The 21,894-nt window shown below is 72.1% G+C and carries 19 protein-coding genes, 1 pseudogene and 1 riboswitch; of the genes and pseudogenes, 14 read left to right on the top strand and 6 right to left on the bottom strand.

What is annotated here, in order from left to right:
• The first annotated feature begins 183 nt into the window (after positions 1–183).
• From JDY09_RS07190 to JDY09_RS07175, 4 genes are all read left to right on the top strand, one after another.
• The gene (locus JDY09_RS07190; RefSeq protein WP_274716250.1) at positions 184–1,647 is read left to right on the top strand and encodes an ammonium transporter; all 1,464 of its coding nucleotides are present in this window, start codon (positions 184–186) and stop codon (positions 1,645–1,647) included.
• A 20-nt stretch (positions 1,648–1,667) separates the two neighbouring features.
• Entirely contained in the window at positions 1,668–2,042 is a 375-nt protein-coding gene (locus tag JDY09_RS07185) for a P-II family nitrogen regulator (RefSeq protein WP_274716249.1), read from the top strand.
• Between the two features lie 90 nt (positions 2,043–2,132).
• Positions 2,133–3,482 (top strand): glutamine synthetase family protein, encoded by a 1,350-nt coding sequence (locus JDY09_RS07180; RefSeq protein ID WP_274716248.1) that lies wholly within the window; start codon positions 2,133–2,135, stop codon positions 3,480–3,482.
• Positions 3,483–3,511: 29 nt separating this feature from the next.
• Positions 3,512–4,627, top strand: coding sequence for a PucR family transcriptional regulator (locus JDY09_RS07175; RefSeq protein WP_274716247.1), 1,116 nt, complete (start codon positions 3,512–3,514; stop codon positions 4,625–4,627).
• 66 nt (positions 4,628–4,693) lie between these two features.
• On the opposite strand, the gene JDY09_RS07170 is transcribed toward JDY09_RS07175, so the two are convergent.
• On the bottom strand, positions 4,694–5,536 hold the full coding sequence (locus tag JDY09_RS07170) for an HAD-IIA family hydrolase (RefSeq protein WP_274716246.1): 843 nt from the start codon (positions 5,534–5,536) through the stop codon (positions 4,694–4,696).
• A gap of 74 nt (positions 5,537–5,610) precedes the next feature.
• Between JDY09_RS07170 and JDY09_RS07165 the strand changes: the two genes are divergently transcribed.
• The 8 genes and pseudogenes from JDY09_RS07165 to cobJ all read left to right on the top strand — a co-directional run bounded on the left by JDY09_RS07165 (position 5,611) and on the right by cobJ (position 14,167).
• Complete coding sequence (locus JDY09_RS07165; protein ID WP_274716245.1) at positions 5,611–6,390, top strand: type 1 glutamine amidotransferase; 780 nt, start codon at positions 5,611–5,613, stop codon at positions 6,388–6,390.
• 92 nt (positions 6,391–6,482) lie between these two features.
• On the top strand, positions 6,483–8,921 hold the full coding sequence (nirB, locus tag JDY09_RS07160; RefSeq protein WP_274716244.1) for a nitrite reductase large subunit NirB: 2,439 nt from the start codon (positions 6,483–6,485) through the stop codon (positions 8,919–8,921).
• Positions 8,918–9,253 carry a nitrite reductase small subunit NirD gene (gene nirD / locus JDY09_RS07155; protein ID WP_274716243.1) on the top strand — a complete coding sequence of 112 codons (336 nt, stop codon included), beginning with the start codon at positions 8,918–8,920 and terminating at the stop codon, positions 9,251–9,253. Before nirB ends, nirD begins: the two co-directional genes overlap by 4 nt.
• 169 nt (positions 9,254–9,422) lie before the next feature.
• A riboswitch (cobalamin riboswitch) is annotated at positions 9,423–9,542 on the top strand.
• Positions 9,543–9,600: 58 nt separating this feature from the next.
• Positions 9,601–9,819 carry a CbtB domain-containing protein gene (locus JDY09_RS07150; protein WP_274716242.1) on the top strand — a complete coding sequence of 73 codons (219 nt, stop codon included), beginning with the start codon at positions 9,601–9,603 and terminating at the stop codon, positions 9,817–9,819.
• 26 nt (positions 9,820–9,845) lie between these two features.
• A complete protein-coding gene (locus JDY09_RS07145; protein WP_274716241.1) occupies positions 9,846–10,646 on the top strand; it encodes a CbtA family protein in 801 nt (266 codons plus the stop codon).
• Positions 10,600–11,577, top strand: a pseudogene (locus JDY09_RS10005) (precorrin-3B synthase); the annotation flags it as partial. The gene JDY09_RS07145 and the pseudogene JDY09_RS10005, both read left to right, overlap by 47 nt.
• A gap of 450 nt (positions 11,578–12,027) precedes the next feature.
• Positions 12,028–12,642, top strand: coding sequence for a precorrin-8X methylmutase (locus JDY09_RS10000; protein WP_428837478.1), 615 nt, complete (start codon positions 12,028–12,030; stop codon positions 12,640–12,642).
• A gap of 7 nt (positions 12,643–12,649) precedes the next feature.
• Positions 12,650–14,167, top strand: coding sequence for a precorrin-3B C(17)-methyltransferase (gene cobJ, locus JDY09_RS07135; RefSeq protein ID WP_274716239.1), 1,518 nt, complete (start codon positions 12,650–12,652; stop codon positions 14,165–14,167).
• Between the two features lie 82 nt (positions 14,168–14,249).
• Here the strand turns inward: cobJ and JDY09_RS07130 are convergent, their stop codons facing one another.
• A complete protein-coding gene (locus JDY09_RS07130) occupies positions 14,250–14,978 on the bottom strand; it encodes a cobalt-precorrin-6A reductase (protein WP_428837477.1) in 729 nt (242 codons plus the stop codon).
• 134 nt (positions 14,979–15,112) lie between these two features.
• Here JDY09_RS07130 and cbiD point away from each other — a divergent pair, with 134 nt between their 5' ends.
• Positions 15,113–16,390 (top strand): cobalt-precorrin-5B (C(1))-methyltransferase CbiD, encoded by a 1,278-nt coding sequence (gene cbiD / locus JDY09_RS07125; protein ID WP_274716237.1) that lies wholly within the window; start codon positions 15,113–15,115, stop codon positions 16,388–16,390.
• A 279-nt stretch (positions 16,391–16,669) separates the two neighbouring features.
• Positions 16,670–17,479, top strand: coding sequence for an NYN domain-containing protein (locus JDY09_RS07120; RefSeq protein WP_274716236.1), 810 nt, complete (start codon positions 16,670–16,672; stop codon positions 17,477–17,479).
• A gap of 60 nt (positions 17,480–17,539) precedes the next feature.
• On the opposite strand, the gene cobM is transcribed toward JDY09_RS07120, so the two are convergent.
• From cobM to cbiE, 4 genes are all read right to left on the bottom strand, one after another.
• Positions 17,540–18,295 carry a precorrin-4 C(11)-methyltransferase gene (cobM, locus tag JDY09_RS07115; protein WP_274716235.1) on the bottom strand — a complete coding sequence of 252 codons (756 nt, stop codon included), beginning with the start codon at positions 18,293–18,295 and terminating at the stop codon, positions 17,540–17,542.
• Between the two features lie 54 nt (positions 18,296–18,349).
• Complete coding sequence (locus tag JDY09_RS07110; protein WP_274716234.1) at positions 18,350–19,114, bottom strand: slipin family protein; 765 nt, start codon at positions 19,112–19,114, stop codon at positions 18,350–18,352.
• 62 nt (positions 19,115–19,176) lie between these two features.
• The gene (locus tag JDY09_RS07105) at positions 19,177–20,553 is read right to left on the bottom strand and encodes an NfeD family protein (RefSeq protein ID WP_274716233.1); all 1,377 of its coding nucleotides are present in this window, start codon (positions 20,551–20,553) and stop codon (positions 19,177–19,179) included.
• A complete protein-coding gene (cbiE, locus tag JDY09_RS07100; protein WP_274716232.1) occupies positions 20,544–21,887 on the bottom strand; it encodes a precorrin-6y C5,15-methyltransferase (decarboxylating) subunit CbiE in 1,344 nt (447 codons plus the stop codon). The genes JDY09_RS07105 and cbiE overlap by 10 nt, the downstream gene beginning before the upstream one ends.
• Between the last annotated feature and the right edge of the window lie 7 nt (positions 21,888–21,894).

The following is a 21,894-nucleotide window of genomic DNA, read 5'->3' as shown; positions in this document are numbered from 1 at the left end:
CTCACGGCACCCGGCCCAAGCGTCCACCCGCCCCCTTGCCAACTGGCCAACCGCCGCTCGGGAACTTCATACTCGCGGACAACCGAGCCGCCCCGCCGCGGCCGTAGCTTCGCCGGCGTGTCGCGCAAACAAGCGAAGCGGCGGCTGGGGCCGTCGCGTCCTGGCGAAGGAGGGCGACTCAATATGACGACGCGTATCGTGCGTGCCTTACCGGCCGCGCTCGTGGCGGCGCTCGCCGTACCGGCTGCCGCCCACGCAGCCGAAGGTCCCACTCTCGACGACAGCGTCTCCGCGCTCAACACCTTCTGGGTGCTGTTCGCGGCGGTGCTGGTGATGTTCATGCAGGCGGGCTTCGCGCTACTCGAGATCGGCTTCTCGCGAGCCAAGAACGCCGGTCTCGGCGTCGCGAAGATCCTCACTAACTACTCGATCGCGTCGATCGCCTACTGGGCGGTCGGTTTCGCGCTCGCCTTCGGCGGGAGCGGCGCGATCGCCGGCACCAAGGGCTGGTTCCTCGACGTTTCGTCGACCCCGGCCGAGGCAGCGAAGGACATTCCGCTGCTCGAGCTGCTCGGGATCAGCCCGGCCGCGTTCCTCTTCTTCCAGTTCGCCTTCTGCGCCGTCTCGCTGGCGATCGTGTGGGGAACGACGCTCGAACGGATCAAGTTCTCGGCCTACGTTCTCTACGCGATCCCGTTCGCGGCGGTGATCTACCCGGTGCTCTCGCACTGGATCTTCGGCGGCGGCTGGCTGCAGACCAGCATCGGTATGCAGGACTTCGCCGGCTCCACCGTCGTCCACCTGATCGGCGCCACCGGTGGCTTCGCCGCCCTCTTGCTGCTCGGGCCGCGGATCGGCAAGTACGGTCCCGACGGCAAGCCGCGTCCGATCCCGGGCCACTCGATGCCGCTCGTCGGTCTCGGCGTGCTGATCCTGTGGCTCGGCTGGTTCGGCTTCAACCCCGGCTCGACCGGCGGGGCTATCGGCAACCGCTTCGCCGAGGTGGCGCTCGTCACCAACCTGGCGGCGGCCGCCGGTGTGGTCGCGGCGGTGGCCACCATCTACCTCCTCCGCCGCTACGTCGACGTCGGTATGGCCGGCAACGGTGCGATCGCCGGCCTCGTCGCGATCACCGCGCCGTCTGGGTACGTCGAGTACTGGGCGGCACCGATCATCGGCGCCGTCGCCGGGGTGATCGTGGTGGTCGGCGTGCTCGCGATCGAAAAGGTGCTCGACGACCCCGTCGGCGCGCTCTCGGCGCACGGGCTGGCGGGCATCTGGGGCACCCTCGCGTGTGGCATCTTCACCGCGCCGCGGCTCGCCGAGCTCAACGGTGTCGGCGAGGGTGGGCTCTGGTACACGGGTAGCTTCACCCAGCTCGGCGCCCAGGCGCTGGGTGTGGCGGTGGCGTTCGTGTGCGTGTTCGCGGCGTCGTACGTGGCCTTCTGGATCATCGACAAGACCGTTGGCCTGCGCGTGACGCCTGAACAGGAGCGCGCCGGTCTCGACATCTCCGAGACCGGGATGTACGGCTACCCCGAGCAGTTCATCCCGACTCCCGAGATCGAGAGCGGGCTCGCGGGCGACGCCGTGGCCGCGCGCCTCGGATCGCCGCCGCAGCCAAGCCCGCAGCCAACCCAGGCCTGAGATCGGGAGAGGTCGCAGAGATGAAAAAGATCGAGGCGTACATCCGCCACGAAGCGTTCGAGCCGATCCGCAAGGAACTGCTCGAGCGCGGGTTCCCGTCGATCTCGATCGCCGAGTACAAGGGCTCGGGGCGGCAGAAGGGGATCACCGAGCACTACCGCGGCTCGGAGCTGACGATCCACCTCCGCCCCAAGCTCAAGCTCGAGATCGTCGTCGAGTCCAAGGACGTGGGCGTGGTGGTGGAGACGATCCTCAAGCACGCCCGCAGCGGCCGGATCGGTGACGGGAAGATCTTCGTTCTTCCCGTCGAGCGCGCGATCCGGATCCGCACTGGCGAGGAGGGCGAGGCCGTTCTCCAAGCCCACAGCGCTGAAGAGATCCCGGCCGGGACGTGAGCCCGGCCGGTGGTGGCGCGGCCCGTGGTGCCGCGCCACCACCCCGCTACGTGCGAATCAGGTGATCGAAGGAAAGGAGCAACCGTTCCTATGACCGCAGTAGACGAACGCAGCAAGCTGGCGAGCGAGGTGCTCGCCCGCGTGGAGCAGGAGAACGTCGAGTTCATCCGGCTCTGGTTCACCGACATCCTCGGGCAGCTCAAGTCGTTCGCGATCGGGCGCGAGGAGCTGGCCGGGGCGCTCGAAGACGGCATGGGCTTCGACGGCTCCTCGATCACGGGCTTCAACCGCATCGAGGAGTCGGACATGGTCGCCCTGCCCGACCCGTCGACGTTCGCGATCCTGCCCTGGCGTTCGGGTGAGTCGCACAAGGTCGGCCGGATGTTCTGCGACATCCTCACCCCCGACCGCAAGCCCTACGAGGGCGACCCCCGTTACGTCATGCGGCGGGCGCTCGAGCGGGCCAAGGAGATGGGTTTCGACCACTACTACCTGGGGCCGGAACTCGAGTTCTTCCTCTTCAAGTCCGACCAGGCGCCCGAGGTCCTCGACCGCGGCGGCTACTTCGACCTGACGACGCTCGACGTCGGTTCCGACTTCCGCCGCGACTGCGTGTTCACGCTGCGCGAACTCGGCATCCCGGTCGAGTACACGCACCACGAGGTGGGTCCGTCGCAGCACGAGATCGACATGCGCTTCGCCGACGGTCTCGTGATGGCCGACAACACGATGACCTACCGCATCGCGGTCAAGGAGGTAGCGCAGAAGCACGGCTTCTACGCGACCTTCATGCCGAAGCCGCTATACGGCGAGAACGGGTCGGGTATGCACACCCACCAGTCGCTGTTCCGCGGCGACGAGAACGCCTTCTTCGACCCCAACGACGAGTACTACCTCTCGGATGTGGCGAAGGCGTTCATCGCCGGTCAGCTCCGCCACGCGCGTGAGCTCTCGGCGCTGTTCGCTCCGTCGGTGAACTCGTACAAGCGGCTCGTGCCGGGTTACGAGGCGCCGGTGTACGTCGCCTGGTCGCGACGCAACCGTTCGGCGCTGATCCGCGTGCCGGTGTACCACCCGGGCAAGGAGAAGGCGACCCGCGCCGAGATCCGCTGCCCGGACCCCTCGTGCAATCCCTACCTCACCTTCGCGGCGCTGCTCCACGCGGGGCTCGAAGGGATCGAGAAGGGCTACGAGCTGCCGGCACCGATTGAGCGCAACCTCTACGACCTCACCGAGCGTGAGCGCCAGCAGATGGGCGTCGACCACCTGCCGGAGTCGCTCGGCGAGGCGATCGAGGAGATGGCGCGCTCGGAGCTTGTCGAGCGGGCGCTCGGCTCGCACATCTTCTCGCGCTACGTCGATCTCAAGCGCGAGGAGTGGCTGGAGTACCGGGTGCAGGTCACGCCCTGGGAGATCCAGCGCTACCTGCCGGTCACCTGAGCGGCAAACGAGCGGGGTGGAGGCGATCCGTGTCCGGCCCGGGTCAGCTCGCCACGCCACGTGGCGCCCATCTCGAGATGGTGGGTGCGGTGTTGGCGGGCGAGGGGCTGCGGGGCGTGGCGCGGATCGCCGCCCGCTATGTCGGGGCGCCTGTGGCGATCGTGGTGCCGCGCCTGGGCGTCGCCGACCCGGGGTGGAAGCGTTTCGAGCAGTACGTCGTAGCTCGCTCGCGAGGGGCCGACCCGGAGCCTCCCGACGAGGTAACCGCCGAGGTGCCGATCGTGTCGGGTGGTCAGCGGGTCGGCTCCGTACTGCTCTTGGGTGAGCCGACCGAAGATCCCAGCGAGTACCTGCAAATGGCGGCGATCGCCGCCCTTACCGAGGTGGCGGTCGCCGACGCGCGTGAAGAGACGGCGCAGTCCCTCCGCGGCGCCTTCCTCGAAAGAGTTCTGCGCGGCGAGGACACCGACGGGCAGACGATCTCGCGCTCGGCGCGCCGCCTGGGGTGCGATCTCGCCGACGGGTATGTGGCCCTGTGTGCCGACCCTGGCGGACCGGTCGCGGGCCGCGTGATCGCCGCGGTGCGTAGCGAGCGACCCGATGCGATTGTCCAGGCGATCGACGGGCGCGTGTACGCCCTTGTGCCTGGCGAGCGCGAACCCGTCGAGCGGCTGGCCGCCCGCTTGCCGGGCAACGCGGTGGCGGGGGTGTCGTCGCGCTATCGCGACGCTGGCGAGGCACGCCGCGCGCTCGAGGAAGCCGAGCTCGTGCTGGAGGTGAAGGCGGCGGGCGGCGAGGTGGCTCCCGGCGCGATCGCCGACGGCGCCTACCGGCTGCTGTTCCGTGCGCTCGTGAGTCACCCCGAGGAGGTGCTCGAGCTCTACGAGCGCACCGTCGCGCCGCTCGTCCGCTACGACGAGCAGTACGGAACGCAGCTCGTCGCGACGCTCTCCTCGTACCTGGAGCACAACTGCAACATGCAGGCCACCGCAACGGCGATCCACACCCACCGCCACACGGTTGCTTACCGGCTCGATCGGGTGCGGGAACTGACCGGGCTCGACCCGCTCGTCACCGACCACCGCGAGCGGCTCTCGCTCGGGCTCAAGGCGTACCGCGTGCTAGCGCCGCGGCTTCCGCGCTAGACCGCTCGAGGCGCTCCGTCAACTGTGCGCGCTCGCTGTCGGCGGTGGTCGGCGCGGCGCGCAACCTCAGCGCGCTGCCGCCGCCAGGGCGTCGGGGAGATCCGCTATCGAGTCCAGTACGACCTGCGGCCGCACGCCGAAGCGTTCGAGGTCCTCGTCGCTGTGCTTGCCGGTGCGCACGAACGCCGCGGGGATACCTTGCCGCTGCGCGCCGGCAATATCGGCTTCGACGTCGTCGCCGACCATCAAGCACTCCTCGCGGTCGACGCCGATGTCGTGGAGCACAAGGTCGAAGAACTCCTGCGCCGGTTTGCCGACAACGGTTGCTGGGCGGCCGGTTGCGTACTCGAGCGCCGCGACGAACGGACCGACGTCGAGCGCCAGCCCGTCGCCGCGACGCCATGTTCGGTTGCGCTGCAGCGCGACGAGCTCGGCCCCGTCGAGCAGCCAGCGAAAAGCGCCGTTGAGCGTCGCGTAATCGAACTCCTCGCCGAGGTCTCCGACCACAACGCAGTCCACTTGCGCGGGGGGTGAGTGAGCGGCGCCGAGCTGCGGGCCGACACCACCGTGCGCGCGTGCATCGGCTGGACCGGCCACGAGGGGCAAAGTTGCGAACTCGGCGCGCAGACGAGCGGGTGCGAGCAAAGCCACAGCGGCAAAGCCGCGGCGGCGGCAGTGTGCGACGGCGAGGCGGGTGGGTGTGACGAGCTCGTTGTCGCTCGTTACGAACCCCAGGCGTTGGAGGCGCTGGCGGATCTCGCTGCGCGACCGCGACGTGGTGTTGGTGACGAAACGCAGCAGGTAACCGCGCCGGCGCAGTTCGGCCACGGCATCGGTTGCGCCGTGGATCGCGCGCTCGCCGACGTAGAGCACACCGTCGATGTCGAGCAGCACCGCGCGGGTACCCACTCCGGCGATGCTAGGTCGGGGCGGCGCCGGCGGCTACTTCGAGCGGTCCGAGCGGCGACTACGCTGCTTCGTCCATGGCGTCGGTAGCGATCGTCCGTCACGTCCCGTGGGAGGGCCCGCACCGCATCGCGCGCTGTCTCGACGAGTTCGACCTCATCGAGTGCGAACCGCTCGACGGCCTGGCTCAGCTCGAGCTCGCCGCCGCTCGCGACGCCGTGCAACCGCACGGACACAGCGCGCTGCCAGATCCCGAGCGTCTGGCGGGGGTAGTGGTGATGGGCGGGCCGATGTCCGCCAACGACGACCGCCGGCTCCCGGGCCTGGCGGCCGAGCTGCGCTGGATCGAGCGGGTGGTGGCTGCAGGTGTGCCGTACCTTGGCGTGTGCCTCGGTTCGCAACTCCTCGCCCGCGCCGCGGGCGCCAGCGTGCGCCCGGGCAACGAGCCCGAGATCGGCTTCGCCGAGATCACCGTGACCGCTGCCGGCGAAGGTGACCCGCTGCTCAGGCACCTCGCTCCGCGCACCGTGGTGCTCCACTGGCACGGGGAGATCTTCGACCTTCCGAGCGGCGCTGCCTCGCTCGCCTGCTCCGAGCTCACGGAGCACCAGGCGTTTCGGCTCGGGGACAACGCCTGGGGCGTGCTCTTCCACGCCGAAGCCGACAGCGAGCTCGTCGCCGCGTGGCTCGACGAACCACTGATGCGCCGCGAGGCCCGCGACGCATTGGGCGACGGTTTCGCCGACCGCTTGCGCGCCGACGCCGCCGCGCACTCGGCGCAGCTGCGCGAGCGCGCCGACCGGATGTTCGGTGCCTTTGCCGACCGCTGCCGCGAGCGCGCACGAGCACTCGCCTAGCGCGCAGCTCTACGCGATGTCGAACGGCTGCAAGGGGCGTTCGACGTTGCGTAGCAATTGGGCCTGCAGATCGGGCCGTACCTTCGCTGGCGATGGATTGCACGCCCACGCTGACCACCGAGCTGCTCGTGATCGGCGGCGGCATCGCCGGCCAGGCGGTGTGCGAGGAGCTTCGCCGCCGCGGCGATCAGCGCAGCGTCCTGCTCATCTGTGGCGAGCGCGAGCTCCCCTACGACCGTGTCTCGCTCGCGAAGCTCCTCTCAGACGGTGCAACCGTCGACGAGCTTCGCTTGCGGCCCGACGAGTGGTATAGCGAGCACCGTATCGACACGCTCACTGGCACCTGGGTCGAGCAGCTCGACCCCGATGCCGGCCAGGCGCGCCTCTCCGACGGCACGCGCGTCGAGTTCGAGCGCGCGGTGCTCTGCACCGGTTCCGAAGCGCTAGTGCCGCCGATCCCCGGCGTTGCGCTCGACGGCGTGTACGTCTTCCGCGAGCCGAACGACTGCGAGCGTATCCGCGCTCAGGCGCAGACCGGCACGCGAGCGTGCGTGATCGGCGGCGGTCTGCTCGGCCTCGAGGCGGCGCGCGGGCTCGCCGATCGGGGCTGCGACGTCACCGTCGTCCACCTCATGGACCGGCTGATGGAGCGCCAGCTCGACCAGGCCGCGGCCGAGCTGCTCGCGCCCCAGATCGAAGAGCTGGGGGTGCGCATCCTTTTGTCGCACGAAACCACCGCGATCGAGCGCGACGTCGCGCGCGGCCTGAGGTTGCGCTTCGCAGACGGCTCGAGCTTGCCCTGCGACCTGTGCGTGATCTCGATCGGTATTCGTCCGCGGACCGAGCTAGCGCGCGCTGCCGGTCTCGAGTGTGGGCGCGGCGTGGTGGTCGACGACCGCCTCGTCACCTCGCACGAGCGCGTCCTCGCCGTCGGCGAATGCGCGGAACACCGCGGCGTCGTGTACGGCATCGTCGCGCCGATCCACGAGCAGGCGCGGGTCGCTGCGGCAACGCTGGCGGAACCGGCCGCAGACGTCAGCTACGAAGGCTCGATACCAAGCACGCGGCTCAAGGTGATGGGTGTCGACCTGGTCTGCGTCGGTCAGCCAGAGGCCGAGCACGCCGTCGCCGTCGCCGATCAGGAGCGGCGTGTCTACCGCAAACTGTGTGTCGAAGAGGGGCGCGCGGCCGGCGCGATCCTGCTCGGCGACACGCGCGGCTACGAGCTTCTGCAGGAAGCGGTTCGCGACCGCCGCCCTGTCGATGATCCGCTCGGGCTACTGGCCGAGGCGAGCAAGGCGAGCGCCGCCGACCTCCCCGACTCGGCGCAGATCTGTAACTGCAACGGCGTCTGCAAGGGCGACATCCTGAAAGCGATCCGCGAGCGCGGGCTCGGCTCAACGCAAGAGGTCGTCGCCGTCACCCGCGCTGGCGCCGGCTGCGGCTCGTGCAAGTCGCTCGTGACCGAGCTGCTCGCGCTCGAGCGTGGCGGTGTTGTCGAAGAGGCGACCTATCTCTGCCCGTGCAAAGCGCAGACGCGCGAGCAGCTGGCGGCGATCTGCCGCGAGCGCGAGATCGCCTCGGTCGGCGAGCTCGCCGCAGCATGCGGCGCCGGCAGCGAGTGCGGCGCCTGCAAGCCCGGGCTCGCCTACCTCGTCAGCGAGATCAACCACAACCGCCACCGCGAAGAGCGCCACGCCCGCTTCATCAACGACCGCGTGCACGCCAACATCCAGCGTGACGGCACCTTCTCGGTCGTGCCGCGGATGCGCGGCGGTGTCACAACGCCCGAGGAGCTGCGGCGCATCGCCGACGTCGCCGAGAAGTACCAGGTGCCGCTCGTCAAGCTAACGGGCGGCCAGCGCATCGATCTACTGGGTGTGCGCAAGGAGCAGCTGCCGGCGATCTGGGAAGACCTCGGCATGCCGTCGGGGCACGCGTACGCCAAGGCGGTGCGGACGGTGAAGACGTGCGTCGGCTCGGACTTCTGCCGCTTCGGTCTGGGCGACTCGATCCAGCTCGGAATCGAGCTTGAAAAGGCAATGGAGGGCCTCTACTGCCCGCACAAAGTGAAGTCGGCAGTGTCGGGCTGCCCGCGCAACTGCGCCGAGTCGTACGTGAAGGACATCGGCATCGTCGCCGTCGAAGGCGGCTGGGAGGTTTACGTGGGCGGCGCCGCCGGCTCGCGCGTGCGCAAGGGCGACCTCCTGGCGCGGGTCGACACTGCCGAAGAGGCAAAGCGGCTGGCGATCACCTTCCTCCAGTACTACCGCGAAAACGGCGAGTATCTCGAGCGCACCTACGACTTCGTCGAGCGCGTCGGCATCGAGGAGGTTCGTCGCGTCGTGCTCGACCCCGACGAGGGTGCTGCCCTGCGCGAACGCTTCGCGATCGCCAAAGCCGCCTGCGACCCAGATCCGTGGCGAGAGCGCAAGCACCCGGTGCACCCGAAGCAGTTCGCCGAGCTCGACACCGAGCCCGAGCAACCGCGGCTGGCTTCGGCGGCAAGAGCGGGGGAGGTGGAGCGTTGACGGTCGCAACCGGTGCGACCGCTCCGCGCCGCGAGCTCGTCCGCGTGGGGCGCGTCAGCGACATCCCGCTGCTCGAAGGGCGGAGTGTCGAGGTGGCGGGCAAACGGATCGCCGTCTTCCACCTGCCCGACGGTTTCCGTGCCTGCGACAACGCCTGCCCCCACGCCGGCGGGCCGCTCGCCGATGGGCTCGTTGGCGACGGTTGCGTGAACTGTCCGCTGCACAACTGGCGGATCGACCTTGCGACCGGGGAGGTGGTCGCGGGGGGCGACGGCGCGGTGCGGGTCTACCCCGTGCACGTGCGCGACGGCGAGCTCTGGCTCGAGGTTTGACCGGAGCGAGGCGCGCCGGTCGGGCGCAGGAGCGCCAGCGCCATACCGGCCGTCGCACGCTGGCGCACCAGTGAGAGCCGGTGTCGGCGCTTGCCCCCGGCGCCCCAGGGCGAGGTGGCGTTCTGCCGCCAGCGGCGCTATCGTGCCCGTCCAGGGACGGCGAGGGCTCGAGGAAGTCCGGTGCAAGTCCGGCGCGGTCGCGCCACTGTGACCGGGGAGCGAACCCCAAAAAGCCACGGGCCAATGCCTGGAAGGCGGGGCTAGCTGCGATCCGGAAGCCAGGAGACTCGGCTCGCCGTCAAAATCCGCCGTCCGTGGGACGCGTCATCCCAGGAGGTTCGATCGCTGTGAACACCCAACTCGCCGAACACAACGCCGGGCGGATCGAGGCGCCGGCGCCGATCTCGCTGGCCGAGCTGCGGCCCTGGCTTTGGTTCGCACTGGTGCTGATGCTGCTCGTCTACTTCGTCGGTTTCGACGAGGGGGCCACAGCGCTCACGCCCGGCAACTTCGTGCACGAGTTCGTGCACGACGGCCGCCACCTGCTCGCCTTCCCCTGCCACTGACAGGCACCGCGGGGGAGAGAGCAGTGGTGCGCGCGCTTTTGGTCCGCGGGCTCGTCGCCGGCGCGGTCGCCGGCCTGTTCGCGGCGCTCTTTGCCTGGGCAGTTGCCGAGCCTGCCGTCGACGCGGCGATCGGTTACGAGGCCGCCAAGGAAGCGGCGGCTGGTAGCGCCGGAGCGCCCGAGGTCGTGCCCCGGGCGCTTCAGAAAACGCTCGGTCTCGCGACCGCGACGACCGTCTACGGAGCGGCGGTCGGCGGGCTCTTCGCGCTCGCGTTTGCCCTCTCGTGGCGGCGCCTCCTGGGCGGCGGCCCCGGTCGCGCGGCGTTGACGCTCGCTGCGATCGCGTTCGTCGTGGTCTTCCTCGTGCCGTTCCTGAAGTACCCGGCTAATCCGCCCGCGGTCGGAGATCCCGAGTCGATCGACCGCCGCACGGCGCTGTTCGTGACGATGATCTGGATCTCGATCGCCGCCAGCGTCGCCGCCGTGCGCGCCGCCCAGGCCGTGCGACGCCGCTGGCAGCATGCCCTGAGCCCCGCCGGCGGGCGCCTGTTGGCGGCGCTCGGCTATGCGGCGATCGTCGCTGCCGCCGCCCTCGCGCTGCCCGCGATCCGCGAGCTGCCGCGTGACTTCCCGGCCACGACCCTGTGGTCGTTCCGCATCGGCAGCGTCGGGACGCAGGCGGTGCTCTGGGCGGTGCTGGGCGCCGCGTTCGCCGAGGCCGCCGAGCGCCTGCTCGCCGGGCGCTCGCTGTGGTTCGGGAGCGTCTCCGCCCGCACCGGTCGTGCCGGCGTCGCCGCCGACACGAGCCGCAGCGGCGGAGGTCCGTGATCGGGGGGCTAGAGCCGTGTCGCGCTGCCCGGGCGTTCTTGACTGGCACATCGCCGACGACGGAGGTCTCGCCCGCGTCAGGCTGCCCGGGGGGATCGTCACGGTCGCGCAGCTGCGCGCCTTCGTGGCTGCGGCTGGGCTGGGGAGCGGCATCGTCGAGCTGACCTCGCGGGCCAGCCTGCAGGCGCGAGGGTTGCCGATCGGCGAGCAAGCGCGCTTCGCCCAGCTGCTCGAGCAGGGCGGGCTCTTGCCGTCGCGCCGGCACGACCGCGTCCGCAACCTGCTGCAAAGCCCGCTCGCGGGAAGGCACCCGCGCGCGCTCGCTGCCACCGACGAGCTGGTGCGCCGCTTCGATCGCGCGCTCTGCGCCGACCCGGCGCTTGCCGAGCTGCCGCACCGCCTTGTCGTGTGCGTCGACGACGGCTCGGGGCTCGGCCTGCGCAGCGACGCCGACCTCGCGCTCGTTCCCCGGCACAGCGAGCGCGGAGAGGCGGGCGATCGCCAGGCGGACGCGTTCGAGCTCCTCGTCGGCGGCTTTCGCAGCGGGCTCGTCGCGGCTGCGACGGAAGCCGAGCGCCTCTTGCTCGACGCCCTCCGCGTCTTCCTCACGATCGCCGACGGAGCGCGCAACGTCGGCGAGCTCGCCGGCGGGCCTGCTGCGCTCGTCGCCGCCCTCGGCGGGGAGCTCGGCGAGCGGCTGCTGCCCGCGCTCGTCGCTCCGGCCGGCGAGCGGCCGCTCGGCCGGTTCGCGCAACGCGATGGCCGCGCCGCGGTTTTCGCCCTCGCCCCGCTAGGTCGCACCGACGCCGGGGCGCTGGCTGCGCTCTGCGACGCGCTCGAGGCGGCAGGCGTCGGCGAGCTGCGCGTCACGCCGTGGCGGTCGCTCGGCGTCGTCGACCTTGCGGAAGCGGACGTCGAGCGGGCGCTCGCCGCGTTCGAAGCAGCCGGTTTCGTCACCGATCCCGAGTCGGGCTGGGTCGGGCTGAGCGCCTGCGCCGGTCTCGGTGCGTGCGGGCGGGCGCGGGCCGACGTGCGCGTCGCCGCCGCGGCGCGCGCGGGTGCGCGCACCGCCGGCGACCTCCCCGAGCACTGGGCTGCGTGCGAACGCCGCTGTGGCGAGCCCGACCTTGCGGGCGTGGTGAGCGTCGCGGTGCTGGACAGCGCGGTGGTCGTCGACACGCCGGCCGGGCGGCGCGAGTTCGGCACGGTGGCGGCGGCGGCTGCTGCGCTCGGCGGCGGGTCGAGCGGTGCGGGGCCAGGCGGGCCGGGCCCTCGGGAAACGGGTAACGGCGGCCCAGGCGACAGTGGTGCGCGCGAGAGCGGCGCGTCGCCGGGTGGCGAGCCGGCGCGCGGCGGGGCGCTCGCACCCGACCTCGACTACATCCGCGACGGGCGCGAGATCTACCGCCGCTCGTTCGCGCTGATCCGCGCCGAGGCGCGCCTCGACCGTTTCAGCGGCGCCCTCGAGCGCTGCGTGGTGCGGATGATCCACGCCTGCGGCATGGTCGACCTCGCCGACGACGTCGAGGCGTCGCCGCACTTCGCCGAAGCCGCGGTCGCAGCGCTAGAAGGGGGAGCGCCGATCTTCTGCGACACGCAGATGGTCGCCTCCGGCATCACCAGGCGGCGGCTGCCGGCCGACAACGACGTCGTCTGCACGCTCTCCGATCCGCGCAGCGCCCACCTCGCCCGCGAGCTCGGTACGACGCGCACGGCCGCCAGCGTCGAGCTCTGGAAGGATCGCCTCGACGGAGCGCTCGTCGTTGTCGGCAACGCCCCCACAGCGCTCTTCCACCTGCTCGCCCGCCTCGAGCAGGGGTGGCCGCGCCCCGCCGCGGTGATCGGCGTCCCCGTGGGCTTCATCGGCGCTGCCGAGTCGAAGCGAGCGCTCGCTGCGCGCCATCACCTCTGCGAGTACCTCGTCGTGCACGGCCGGCGCGGCGGCAGCGCGATCGCCGCCGCGGCCGTCAACGCGCTCGCCAGCCCCGAGGAGTGAGCGGGGTGTGACCGTCAACGGAGCACGCAGCGAAGGCGTGCTGTTCGGCGTCGGTCTCGGCCCCGGCGACCCCGAGCTCGTGACGCCGAAGGCACAGCGCGCGATCCAGCGCGCCGCTATCGTGGCCTACCCGCAGGCGCCGCGCGGACGCAGCTTTGCGCGCTCGATCGCCGAACCGTACCTGCGGCCCGACCACATCGAGCTGCCGCTCGTCTTTCCGGTTACGACCGAGCCGGACGATCCCGCAGGCGGCTACGAGCGCGCGCTCGCCGCCGCCTACGACGACTGGGCCGAGGCGATTGCCGAGCGCCTGCGTGCCGGGCTCGACGTGGCGTTCATCTGCGAGGGCGACCCGTTCGTGTACGGGTCGTACATATATGTGCACGAACGCCTGGCCGGTCGCTTCCGCTGCGAAGTCGTACCGGGAGTGCCGTCATTCTGCGGTGCGGCTGCGGCCGCCGGTGTTCCTCTGGCCAAACGCGACGACAAGCTCGCGCTGCTGCCAGGGACGCTCGACGAGGAGGAGCTCGCGAGCCAGCTCGCCGCAACCGACGCCGCCGTGGTGCTGAAACTCGGGCGCACCTTCGGCAACGTGCGCCGCGCCGCCCAAGCGGCGGGCGTCGCCGAGCGCTCGCTGTACGTCGAGCGTGCGACGACGGAGCGCGAGCGCGTCGAGGTGCTGCCCGAGGTGAGCGGCGACGTGCCCTACATGTCGCTTCTGCTCGTGCCGACGGCCGACCGCAGCCCGGCGGGGCGGCGTCGCCCGGCGCGGCGCGCGCAGGCGGCTGTAACCGTCGTCGGGCTCGGTCCGGGCGACCCCGCCTGGCTGACCCCGGAGGCGCATGCCGCGCTCTGCGACGCCGACGAGCTTGTCGGCTACGGCCCCTACCTCGAGCGCGTGCCGCAGCGGCCGGGACAGCGTCGCCATCCCTCCGACAACCGCGAGGAGCTCGACCGCGCCCGTCTCGCTGTGGCGCTGGCGCGGGAGGGCCGACGGGTAGCGGTGGTGTCGTCGGGCGACCCGGGCGTGTTCGCGATGGCGACGGCGGTTTGCGAAGCGCTCGACAGCGACGGTCTCGCCGCCGACGTCGAGCTCGAGGTCCTCCCCGGGATCACCGCAATGCAGGCTGCAGCGGCACGCGTCGGTGCGCCGCTCGGGCACGACTTCTGCGCGCTGTCGCTCTCGGACCGGTTGAAACCGTGGGCGGTGATCGAGAAGCGGCTGCGCGCAGCTTGCGCCGGCGATCTCGTGATCGCCATCTACAACCCCGCTTCCCGGTCGCGCCGCAGCCAGCTCGAGCGTGCGCGCGAGCTGCTCGTCGAGCTGCGCGGCGCCGAGACGCCGGTCGTGGTGGCGCGTGCGCTGGGCAGCGAAGACGAGGAGGTCACGGTCACGACGCTCGCCGCGCTCGACTGCGCGAGCGTCGACATGCGCTGCGTTCTCATCGTCGGTTCGTCGCGCACGCGCGTGGTGGCGCGCCCGGACGGAAGCACGCCGCTCGTCTACACGCCGCGCAGCTATTGAGCTACTGGCGGTCGACCGAGCGGGGCGCTCGCTCCGGCTCGGTCGCGTCGGCCCGGTCGCTCCGGCTCGGGCGACTGCCAGCTCAGGCGAGCGTCTGCTCGAGCCAGGCGACCGCTTCGGCGACCGTCGCGACGGTCTCGGCCGGCGGCCGCGGCGGGCGGCGGACGACGACGACCGGCAGCCGGCGCGTGCGGGCGGCGAGCAGCTTGGCCTCGGTCTGGGCGCCACCGCTCTCTTTGGTGACGAGCGCGCCGATGCGGTGGCGATCGATCAGCGCAAGCTCGCCGGCGCGCGTGAACGGTCCGCGGTCGAGCACCAGCTCGTGGCGGGGTGGGAGCGGGCAAGTCGGTCGCTCGACGCAGCGGATGAGGAAAAAACACTCCGCGACCGCTGCGAACGCCTCGAGCTGCTGGCGACCGATGGCGAGGAAGACGCGCTCGGCGAGCCGGGGCACGAGCTGCGCTGCGGCTGCGACGTCAGGCACGTAGTGCCAGTCGTCGCCAGGACCGGGTCGCCAGGTGGGACGCTCGATCCGCAAGAGCGGCACCCTCTGCGCTCGGCACGCCGCCACGGCGTGCGCAGAGATCTGTGCTGCGAACGGGTGGGTGGCGTCGATGACAGCGCGCGGGCGCTGTGCGGCTAGCCACGCAGCGAGCCCAGCGGGCCCGCCGAACCCGCCGATGCGCACCGAGCCAGCGGGCAAGCGGGGCGAAGAGACGCGTCCGGCGAGCGACGAGACGGTGCGAACACCGCGCGCGACGAGCGCCGCCGCGAGCTCGCGCGCCTCGCTCGTGCCGCCCAGGATCAGCACGTCGCAGCCGCTCGCGGGCGCGGCGCCGCCGCGCCGGGGCGTCGGCACGCTTGCGCCCGCAGCGGCGGTCGCGCCGCCGCCGCTAGCGCCGCTCTCGCACCCCTTCTCGCTCTCGCTTCCCACGAGCGCGAAGGATGGCGCTTGGCGGCGCGGTTCGCCTCACGATCGGTCACACTCACGCTGTGAGCGAGCGGCTGTCTGAGACCGCCGCCGGCGCTCCGCGGGCGGCGCGCGCGGGCAAGCTCCGCTACGGCTGGACGACCGGCGCCTGCGCCCAAGGCGCGGCAGCCGCCGCCCTCGAGGCTCTCCTCGGCGGTGAATTCCCAGACCCTGTGACGATCGAGCTGCCGCGCGGGCGGCGGCCGTCCTTCCCCCTCGCCGAGCGCGCGCAGGGCGAGGGCTGGGCGCGGGCGGGTGTGATCAAGGACGCCGGCGACGATCCCGATGTCACGCACGGCGCGCTGATCGTTGCGACCGTGCGCTGGCGCGAGCGGGGCGCGGCGTCCGAGCGCGCGGGGGGCCCCCCGCAGAGCGGCAACGGGCCCGCCGTCGGCCCAGCCGCCGAGAGCGGCGCAGACGCGGGCACCGTCTTTCGCGCCGGCCCTGGCGTGGGGACGGTGACGCTGCCCGGTCTGCCGGTGGCGGTCGGCGAGCCGGCGATCAACCCCGCGCCGCGCCGCATGATCCGCGCCGAGCTCGCGCGTGTCGCGGCCCGCCACGGCCTCGCCTGCGATCCCGAGCTCGGGCCGCCGGTCGTCGTCGAGATCTCGGTGCCCGGCGGCGAGGAGCTTGCGAAACGCACCTGGAACCCGCGGCTTGGGATCGTCGGCGGGATCTCGATCCTCGGCACCACCGGGGTGGTGGTGCCGTACTCGTGCTCGGCCTGGATCGCGTCGGTACGGCAGGCGGTGGACGTCGCCACCCGCCAGGGGATCGACCACCTTGCTGCCGCCACCGGCGACGCCTCGGCCCGTGCGGCGGCCCGCCGCCACCGCCTGCCGGAGCTGGCGGTGATCGACATGGGCGACCTCGTGCGCCCGACGCTGCGCCACGTGTCGCGCCGCCGGCCGCGGCGGCTGACGCTCGCCGGCGGGTTCGCGAAGTTCTCGAAGCTCGCTGCCGGCGCGCTCGACCTACACTCGCAGCGCTCGCAGGTCGACCTGCATTTCCTCGCCGACCTCGCCCGTGAGTGCGGCGCACGTCCCGGTCTTGTCGACGCGATCGAGCGGGCGAACAGCGCTCTCGAGGTGCTCGAACGCTGCCTGGCCGAGGACGTGCCGGTAGCGACAGCGGTCGCCGAGCGGGCGCTCGCGGTGGCGCGCGCCGAGGTCGACCCCCGCGTCGAGCTCGACGTGCTGGTCGTCGACCGCGCCGGCGCGATTGTCGGCGAGGCCGCAGCGAGCAGCCGCTAGCGGCGACGCGGGAGAGGGGGCGGCGGCCGAGCGCGTCACCGGACGCGAGCGGCCAGGGAACCAGGGGAGAACGATCAGGAGGAGAGGAGGAGGAGAAGAAGCGGGCGACCGCTGCTTTGTACCTATGCTTGACGCCGCGTCGTATGATGCCCAGTGCGTCCGCGAGGCCGCGTGCGCGCCTCCCGGACGCACGCGGTTCGTGTTCGAGGGTGTGGACGGGCTCCCTTGGCGAGCCGCGTGGTCCCCCGAAAAAACAGACGAAGTGCAAGCGAGGTTGTCGTGACTATTGCCAACAGCGTTCTGTTCGTCGACGCCGGCTATCTGCTCGCTGGCTCGGGCGACGTCCTCTTCGGAACCACCTCCCGCGTCGAGATCACCTGCAACTACCCGAGCCTGATCCAGGCGATCAAAACGCGGGTCGCCGAACACTCGCGCGGTCTGCGCCTCCTGCGCACCTACTGGTACGACGGGGCGCGCAGCGGCGTTCCGACCCCCGACCACCGGTTGATCGAGTCGATCCCCTACGTCAAGGTGCGCCTCGGTCGCGTCACGCCGAGCGGCCAGCAGAAGGGGATCGAGACGATGATGGTGCGCGACCTGCTGACGCTCGCGCGCGAGCGAGCGGTGGCGCGTGCCTACCTGCTGACCGGCGACGAGGAGCTCTGCGAAGCCGTGCGCGCCGCCCAGGACATGGGAGTGCAGGTGGTGCTGATGGCGCTCGTCGAGGGCGAGCGCACCGGGCGCTCGCACGAGCTCGTGCGCGAAACCGACGAGCTGATCGAGCTCGACGAGGAGTTCCTGCGCCCGCACTTCCAGCGCCGCGAGCTGCCCAACCGCGGCGCGCTCGAAGATCTCGACGAGGACGCGATCCGAGACGCGGCGCGCGAGTTCGTCGACCGCTGGATCGAGGTGGCGTCGCGCCGCGAGCTCGACGAGCTGCTCGCTGCCGAGCCGCGCATCCCGCGCGACATCGACGTCCAGCTGATCGAATCAGCTGAAGAGACGCTCGGTTCGCTGCGCGACCTGCAGGACGCCAAGATCCGCCTGCGCGACCACTTCTGGGCGGCGGTAAAGGAAAAGGTCGAGTAAGCGACGCTCCTCGCGCGGCCGGCCGGCCGGGCGGTGCGGCGGGGCGGGCCGGCCTCCCCGCTACTCGCCGCGCAGCGAGGCGGCGCGCGCGGGCGAGTAGAGGTGGCTGTCGCAAAAACCCTCCGCGGCTAGGGCGCGCCCGACGAAGATCACGGCGTTGCGCCGCACGCCGGCCTCCGCCGCGCGCGCGGGGAGCTCGGCGAGCGGAGCGCGCACCACGCGCTCGTCGGGGCGGCTGGCGTCGGCGACGACCGCCGCCGGGCAGTCGGGGCCGTAGTAGGGGAGCAGGCGCGCGACGATCTCGGCGAGCGCGTGCGCGCCGAGGTGCACGACGAGCGTCGAGCGGTGCTCGGCGAGCCGCTCGAGCGTCTCGCTGTCGGGCACCGGCGAGGCGTTGCGGGCGTAACGGGCCAGGATTACGGCTTGGCTTAACCCCGGCACGGTGAGCTCGCGGCGCAGCGCCGCGGCGGCCGCAGCGAACGCCGGCACGCCCGGCACGATCTCCCAGGGGATGCCGAGCCGGTCGAGTCGGCGCGCCTGCTCGGCGAGGGCGCTGAAGACCGAAAGGTCGCCCGAGTGCAGGCGCGCAACATCCTCGCCGCGCTCGTGGGCGGCGGCGATCTCGGCGACGATCTCGTCGAGCTCGAGCGCCTGGGTGTCGATCCGCCGGGCGTCGGCAGGCAGATGGTCGAGGACCGCGGTCGGCACGAGCGAACCGGCGTAAAGGCAGGTGCGGCAGCGCGCGAGCACGCGCTGCGCGCGCAGGGTGATGAGGTCGGGCGCGCCCGGACCGGCGCCGATGAAAAAGCACGTCACGCCGCGAATCGTTGCGCAGCGCGGCGCGTCGTGCCGCCTCGCTAGCGGCGCTCGCTAGCTTTGGGCCCGCGTCTCGGCGGTTGCTCGCTCGAGGAACGGACGCACGATGTCGATCGGCAGCGGGAACACCATCACCGTGTTGCGCTCCGAGCCCACCTCGAGCATCGTCTGCAGGTAGCGCAGCTGGATCGCCACCGGTTCGCGCGCGATCCGCTCGGCGGCCTGAGCGAGCCGCTCGGACGCCTGGAACTCGCCTTCGGCGGTGATGATCTTGGCGCGGCGCTCGCGCTCGGCCTCGGCTTGGCGGGCCATCGCCCGCTGCATGTTCTTGGGGATCTCGACGTCCTTGATCTCGACCGTCGTCACCTTCACGCCCCACGGCTCGGTCTGTTCGTCGATGATCCGCTGCAGTTCGGCATTCAGGCGCTCGCGCTGCGAGAGCAGCTCGTCCAGCTCGGCGCGGCCGACGACTGCGCGCAACGTCGTTTGCGCGATCTGCGAGGTCGCCTCGCGGTAGGCCTCGACCTGGACGATCGCGTTGACGGGATCGACTACGCGGAAGTAACAAACCGCGTTCACCGACACCGGCACGTTGTCGCGGGTGATTACTTCCTGCGGCGGCACGTTGAGCGTGACCGTGCGCAGGTCGACGCTCACCATCCGGTCGATGATCGGCACGAGCAGCACGAGCCCCGGGCCGCGCGCGCCGACCAGCCGCCCGAGACGGAACACGACGCCACGCTCGTACTCGCGCAGGACACGAACCGCCGATCCGATCAGGATCAGGGCAACGGCAGCGAGGGCAATTAGGAACGTCACAGAACGGATTCAACGCTGTGCCGCGGACGGAACGCTCTTCGTGGCGAGCCGGCCGCGATAGGTCAGTGGTCGCGCGGTTCGACCACCAGCGACAGACCCTCGACAGCGCGGACGACGACCTGCTGGCCAGCGTCGACCGGGCTGCCGTCGGCGCTGCGGGCACGCCACAGCGCACCTTGCACGAACACCTGGCCCCAGGGCGCGAGCGGCTCACGCACGGTCGCAAGCGCGCCGACGAGCTCTTCGCTGCCCGTGCGGGCCGGCGCGCGCCGGGCACGGGCAGCTTTGCTCGCGACGAACAGGAAGAACGCCACCGCCAGAGCGGCGGCGGCGAGCGCCAGAACGGGCGAGGTGGTCGGCCCGTTGTCGCTGTCGAAGAGCACGAACCCCGCCGCGGCGAGCGCGACTCCGCCACCGACCCCGAGCGCCCCGTGGGTCTGGAGAACCGCTTCGGCAGCGAACATCGCTGCAGCGACCGCCAGCAGCAGCATGCCGACCGCGGTCGGCGGCAGGCCGCTCAGCCCGAACAGCGCCACGAGCAGCGAGACCGCGCCGACCGTCCCGGGGACGATCACCCCCGGCGTCGCGAGCTCCAGCGCGAGCCCGAGGATGCCGATCGCCAGCAGCACGAACAGCGTGTTCGGATCGAAGAGAAAGTCGAGCGCGCGGTAGCGGAACGGCACCGTGCGCCGCTCGATCATGGCGCCGGCGAGCCGTAGCTGCTCGCCGCTTTTCGCCCCCCGCAGCGTGAAGCCGTCGAGGCGCGCGACAAGCTCGCGGCGGTCGCCCGCCAAAAGGTCGACGAGCTTGCGCCGGCGCGCCTCGCGGGCGGTGACGTTCACCGCGCGCCGCACCATCCGTTCGGCGAGGTCGGCGTTGCGCCCGTGGCTTTCGGCGAGCGCGCGCACGTAGGCGGCGGCTTCGTTTGTGACCTTGCGGCCGAGCACCTCTTCGTCGCGGCCGCCGCCCGCGGGCGACAGCGAGATCGGGGTCGCCGAGCCGATGTTGGTTTCTGGTGCCATCGCCGCCACGTCGGCGGCCTGCACGATGAAGAGACCGGCCGACGCGGCGCGCGCCCCGCGCGGCGCGACCCACGCCACCACCGGCACGGGCGAAGCGATGAACGCCTTGACGATCCGCCGCATTGCGGTGTCGAGGCCGCCGGGGGTGTCGACCTCGAAGACGATCGCGTCGACACCGTCGCGGCGGGCGTCGGTGAGCGCGCGCTCCGCCCAGTCGGCGGCGGCGTCGCCGATACCTATGTCGAACTGCACGAAGCGCACGAGCGGGCGCTCGCCGGTTGTTGTGGCGGCGGCCGAGGGTGTGCCCGCAGGGAGCGCTCCGAAACCGCACGCCGCCGCGACGGCGAGCGCGCACACCGCAGCCGCCAGCGCCGGCACCGCCCGGGCAAGCGAACGCCAACCGCTCCTCACAACCACACCGCCCACTGAACTATCGGACGGCGCGGACGCCACCCCCGCAGGCGCCCGAGCGGCTCGAGGTCGGCGAGTTCGACGCGCAAGAGCTCGCCGCCGTAGCGCGCGGCGGCGCGCACTAGCGCCTGTTCCCCTTCGACGGTGACGGCGTGGGCGACGAGCCGCCGCCGCGGCCGCCCGCCCGCCTCGAGAGCAGCAAGACAAGCAGCGAGGAGCGTTTCGCTCGAGGTGCCGCCGCCGACGAAGATCGCCGACGGCGGCTCGAGCCCGGCGAAGGCCGCCGGCGCTTCGCCCTCCACCACTTCCACGGCGGGCACGCCGAAGCGGGCCGCGTTCTCGCCGATGCGCCGGCAGCGGTCGGCACGCCGTTCGATCGCGATCGCGCGCGCCGACGGTTCGCTGCGCGCCCACTCGATCGCCACCGCCCCCGAACCGGCGCCGACGTCCCAAAGCAGCTCGCCTGGCAGCGGCCGCAAGGCGGCAAGCGCGAGGGCCCGCAGCGGCCACTTCGTGATCTGGCCGTCGTGCGCGAACGCCCCCTCGGGGATGCCGGGAACGAGGGAGTTGGCGGCGGCAAGCGTGGCGCGGCCGTCGGCGAGCGTGCGGCTGTCGCCGGCGCTCGCGCCGCCGCCGGGGCTCTTGCCGCCGTCGCTGGCGAGCGCGACTGCCACGCAGTGGAGCGGGTCCGCATCGCGTTCCGCCAGCGCGCCGGCGGGGAGCGCCGTTATGCGCTCGTCGTCGGCGCCGAGGCGCTCGCACAGCCACGCCGGACTTGTGCCGAAACCCTCGGCCGCGAGCAGCCTGCCGAGGCGCGCCGCGCCGTCGCGGCCGGGGGTGTACACGCACAGGCGGCGGCCGGGTTGGAGCCAGCGGCGCACGTTGTCGAGCTCGCGGGCGACGGCGCTCACCAGCGTCACCTCGTGTTCGGGCCAGCCGAGGCGCGCGCAGACATAGGCGAGCGCCGACGGGTGCGGGTAGACGCGCAGATGCTCGGGACCGAAACGGTCGGCGAGCGTCGCGCCGATGCCGTGCAGCATCGGGTCGCCGCTCGCCAGCACGACGGTGCGTGCGCGCTGCGCGAGCGTCGCCAGCGACGCGAAAAGCTCGGCGAGCGGCGACGGCAGCGGGCGCCGCTCGGCACCGAGCGACGGCGGCAGGAGCGCGAGCTGGCGCGACGAGCCGACAACCACCTCGGCGCGCGCGAGCTCGGCGCGCGCGGCCGTGCCAAGGCCGTCCCAGCCGTCGGCGCCGATACCGACGACGGCGACCGTCCACTCCCCCGAGGCCGCGGACGGCCGCGAGCTCGCCGGCTGTGCACGTGTGTTCCCCTCGCTCACCACCCGC

Origin of the sequence: Thermoleophilum album, from assembly GCF_028867705.1 — a bacterium.
Classification (GTDB): domain Bacteria; phylum Actinomycetota; class Thermoleophilia; order Solirubrobacterales; family Thermoleophilaceae; genus Thermoleophilum.
Note: the sequence above shows the minus strand (reverse complement) of the source record. Positions and strands in the feature narration are given on the sequence as shown.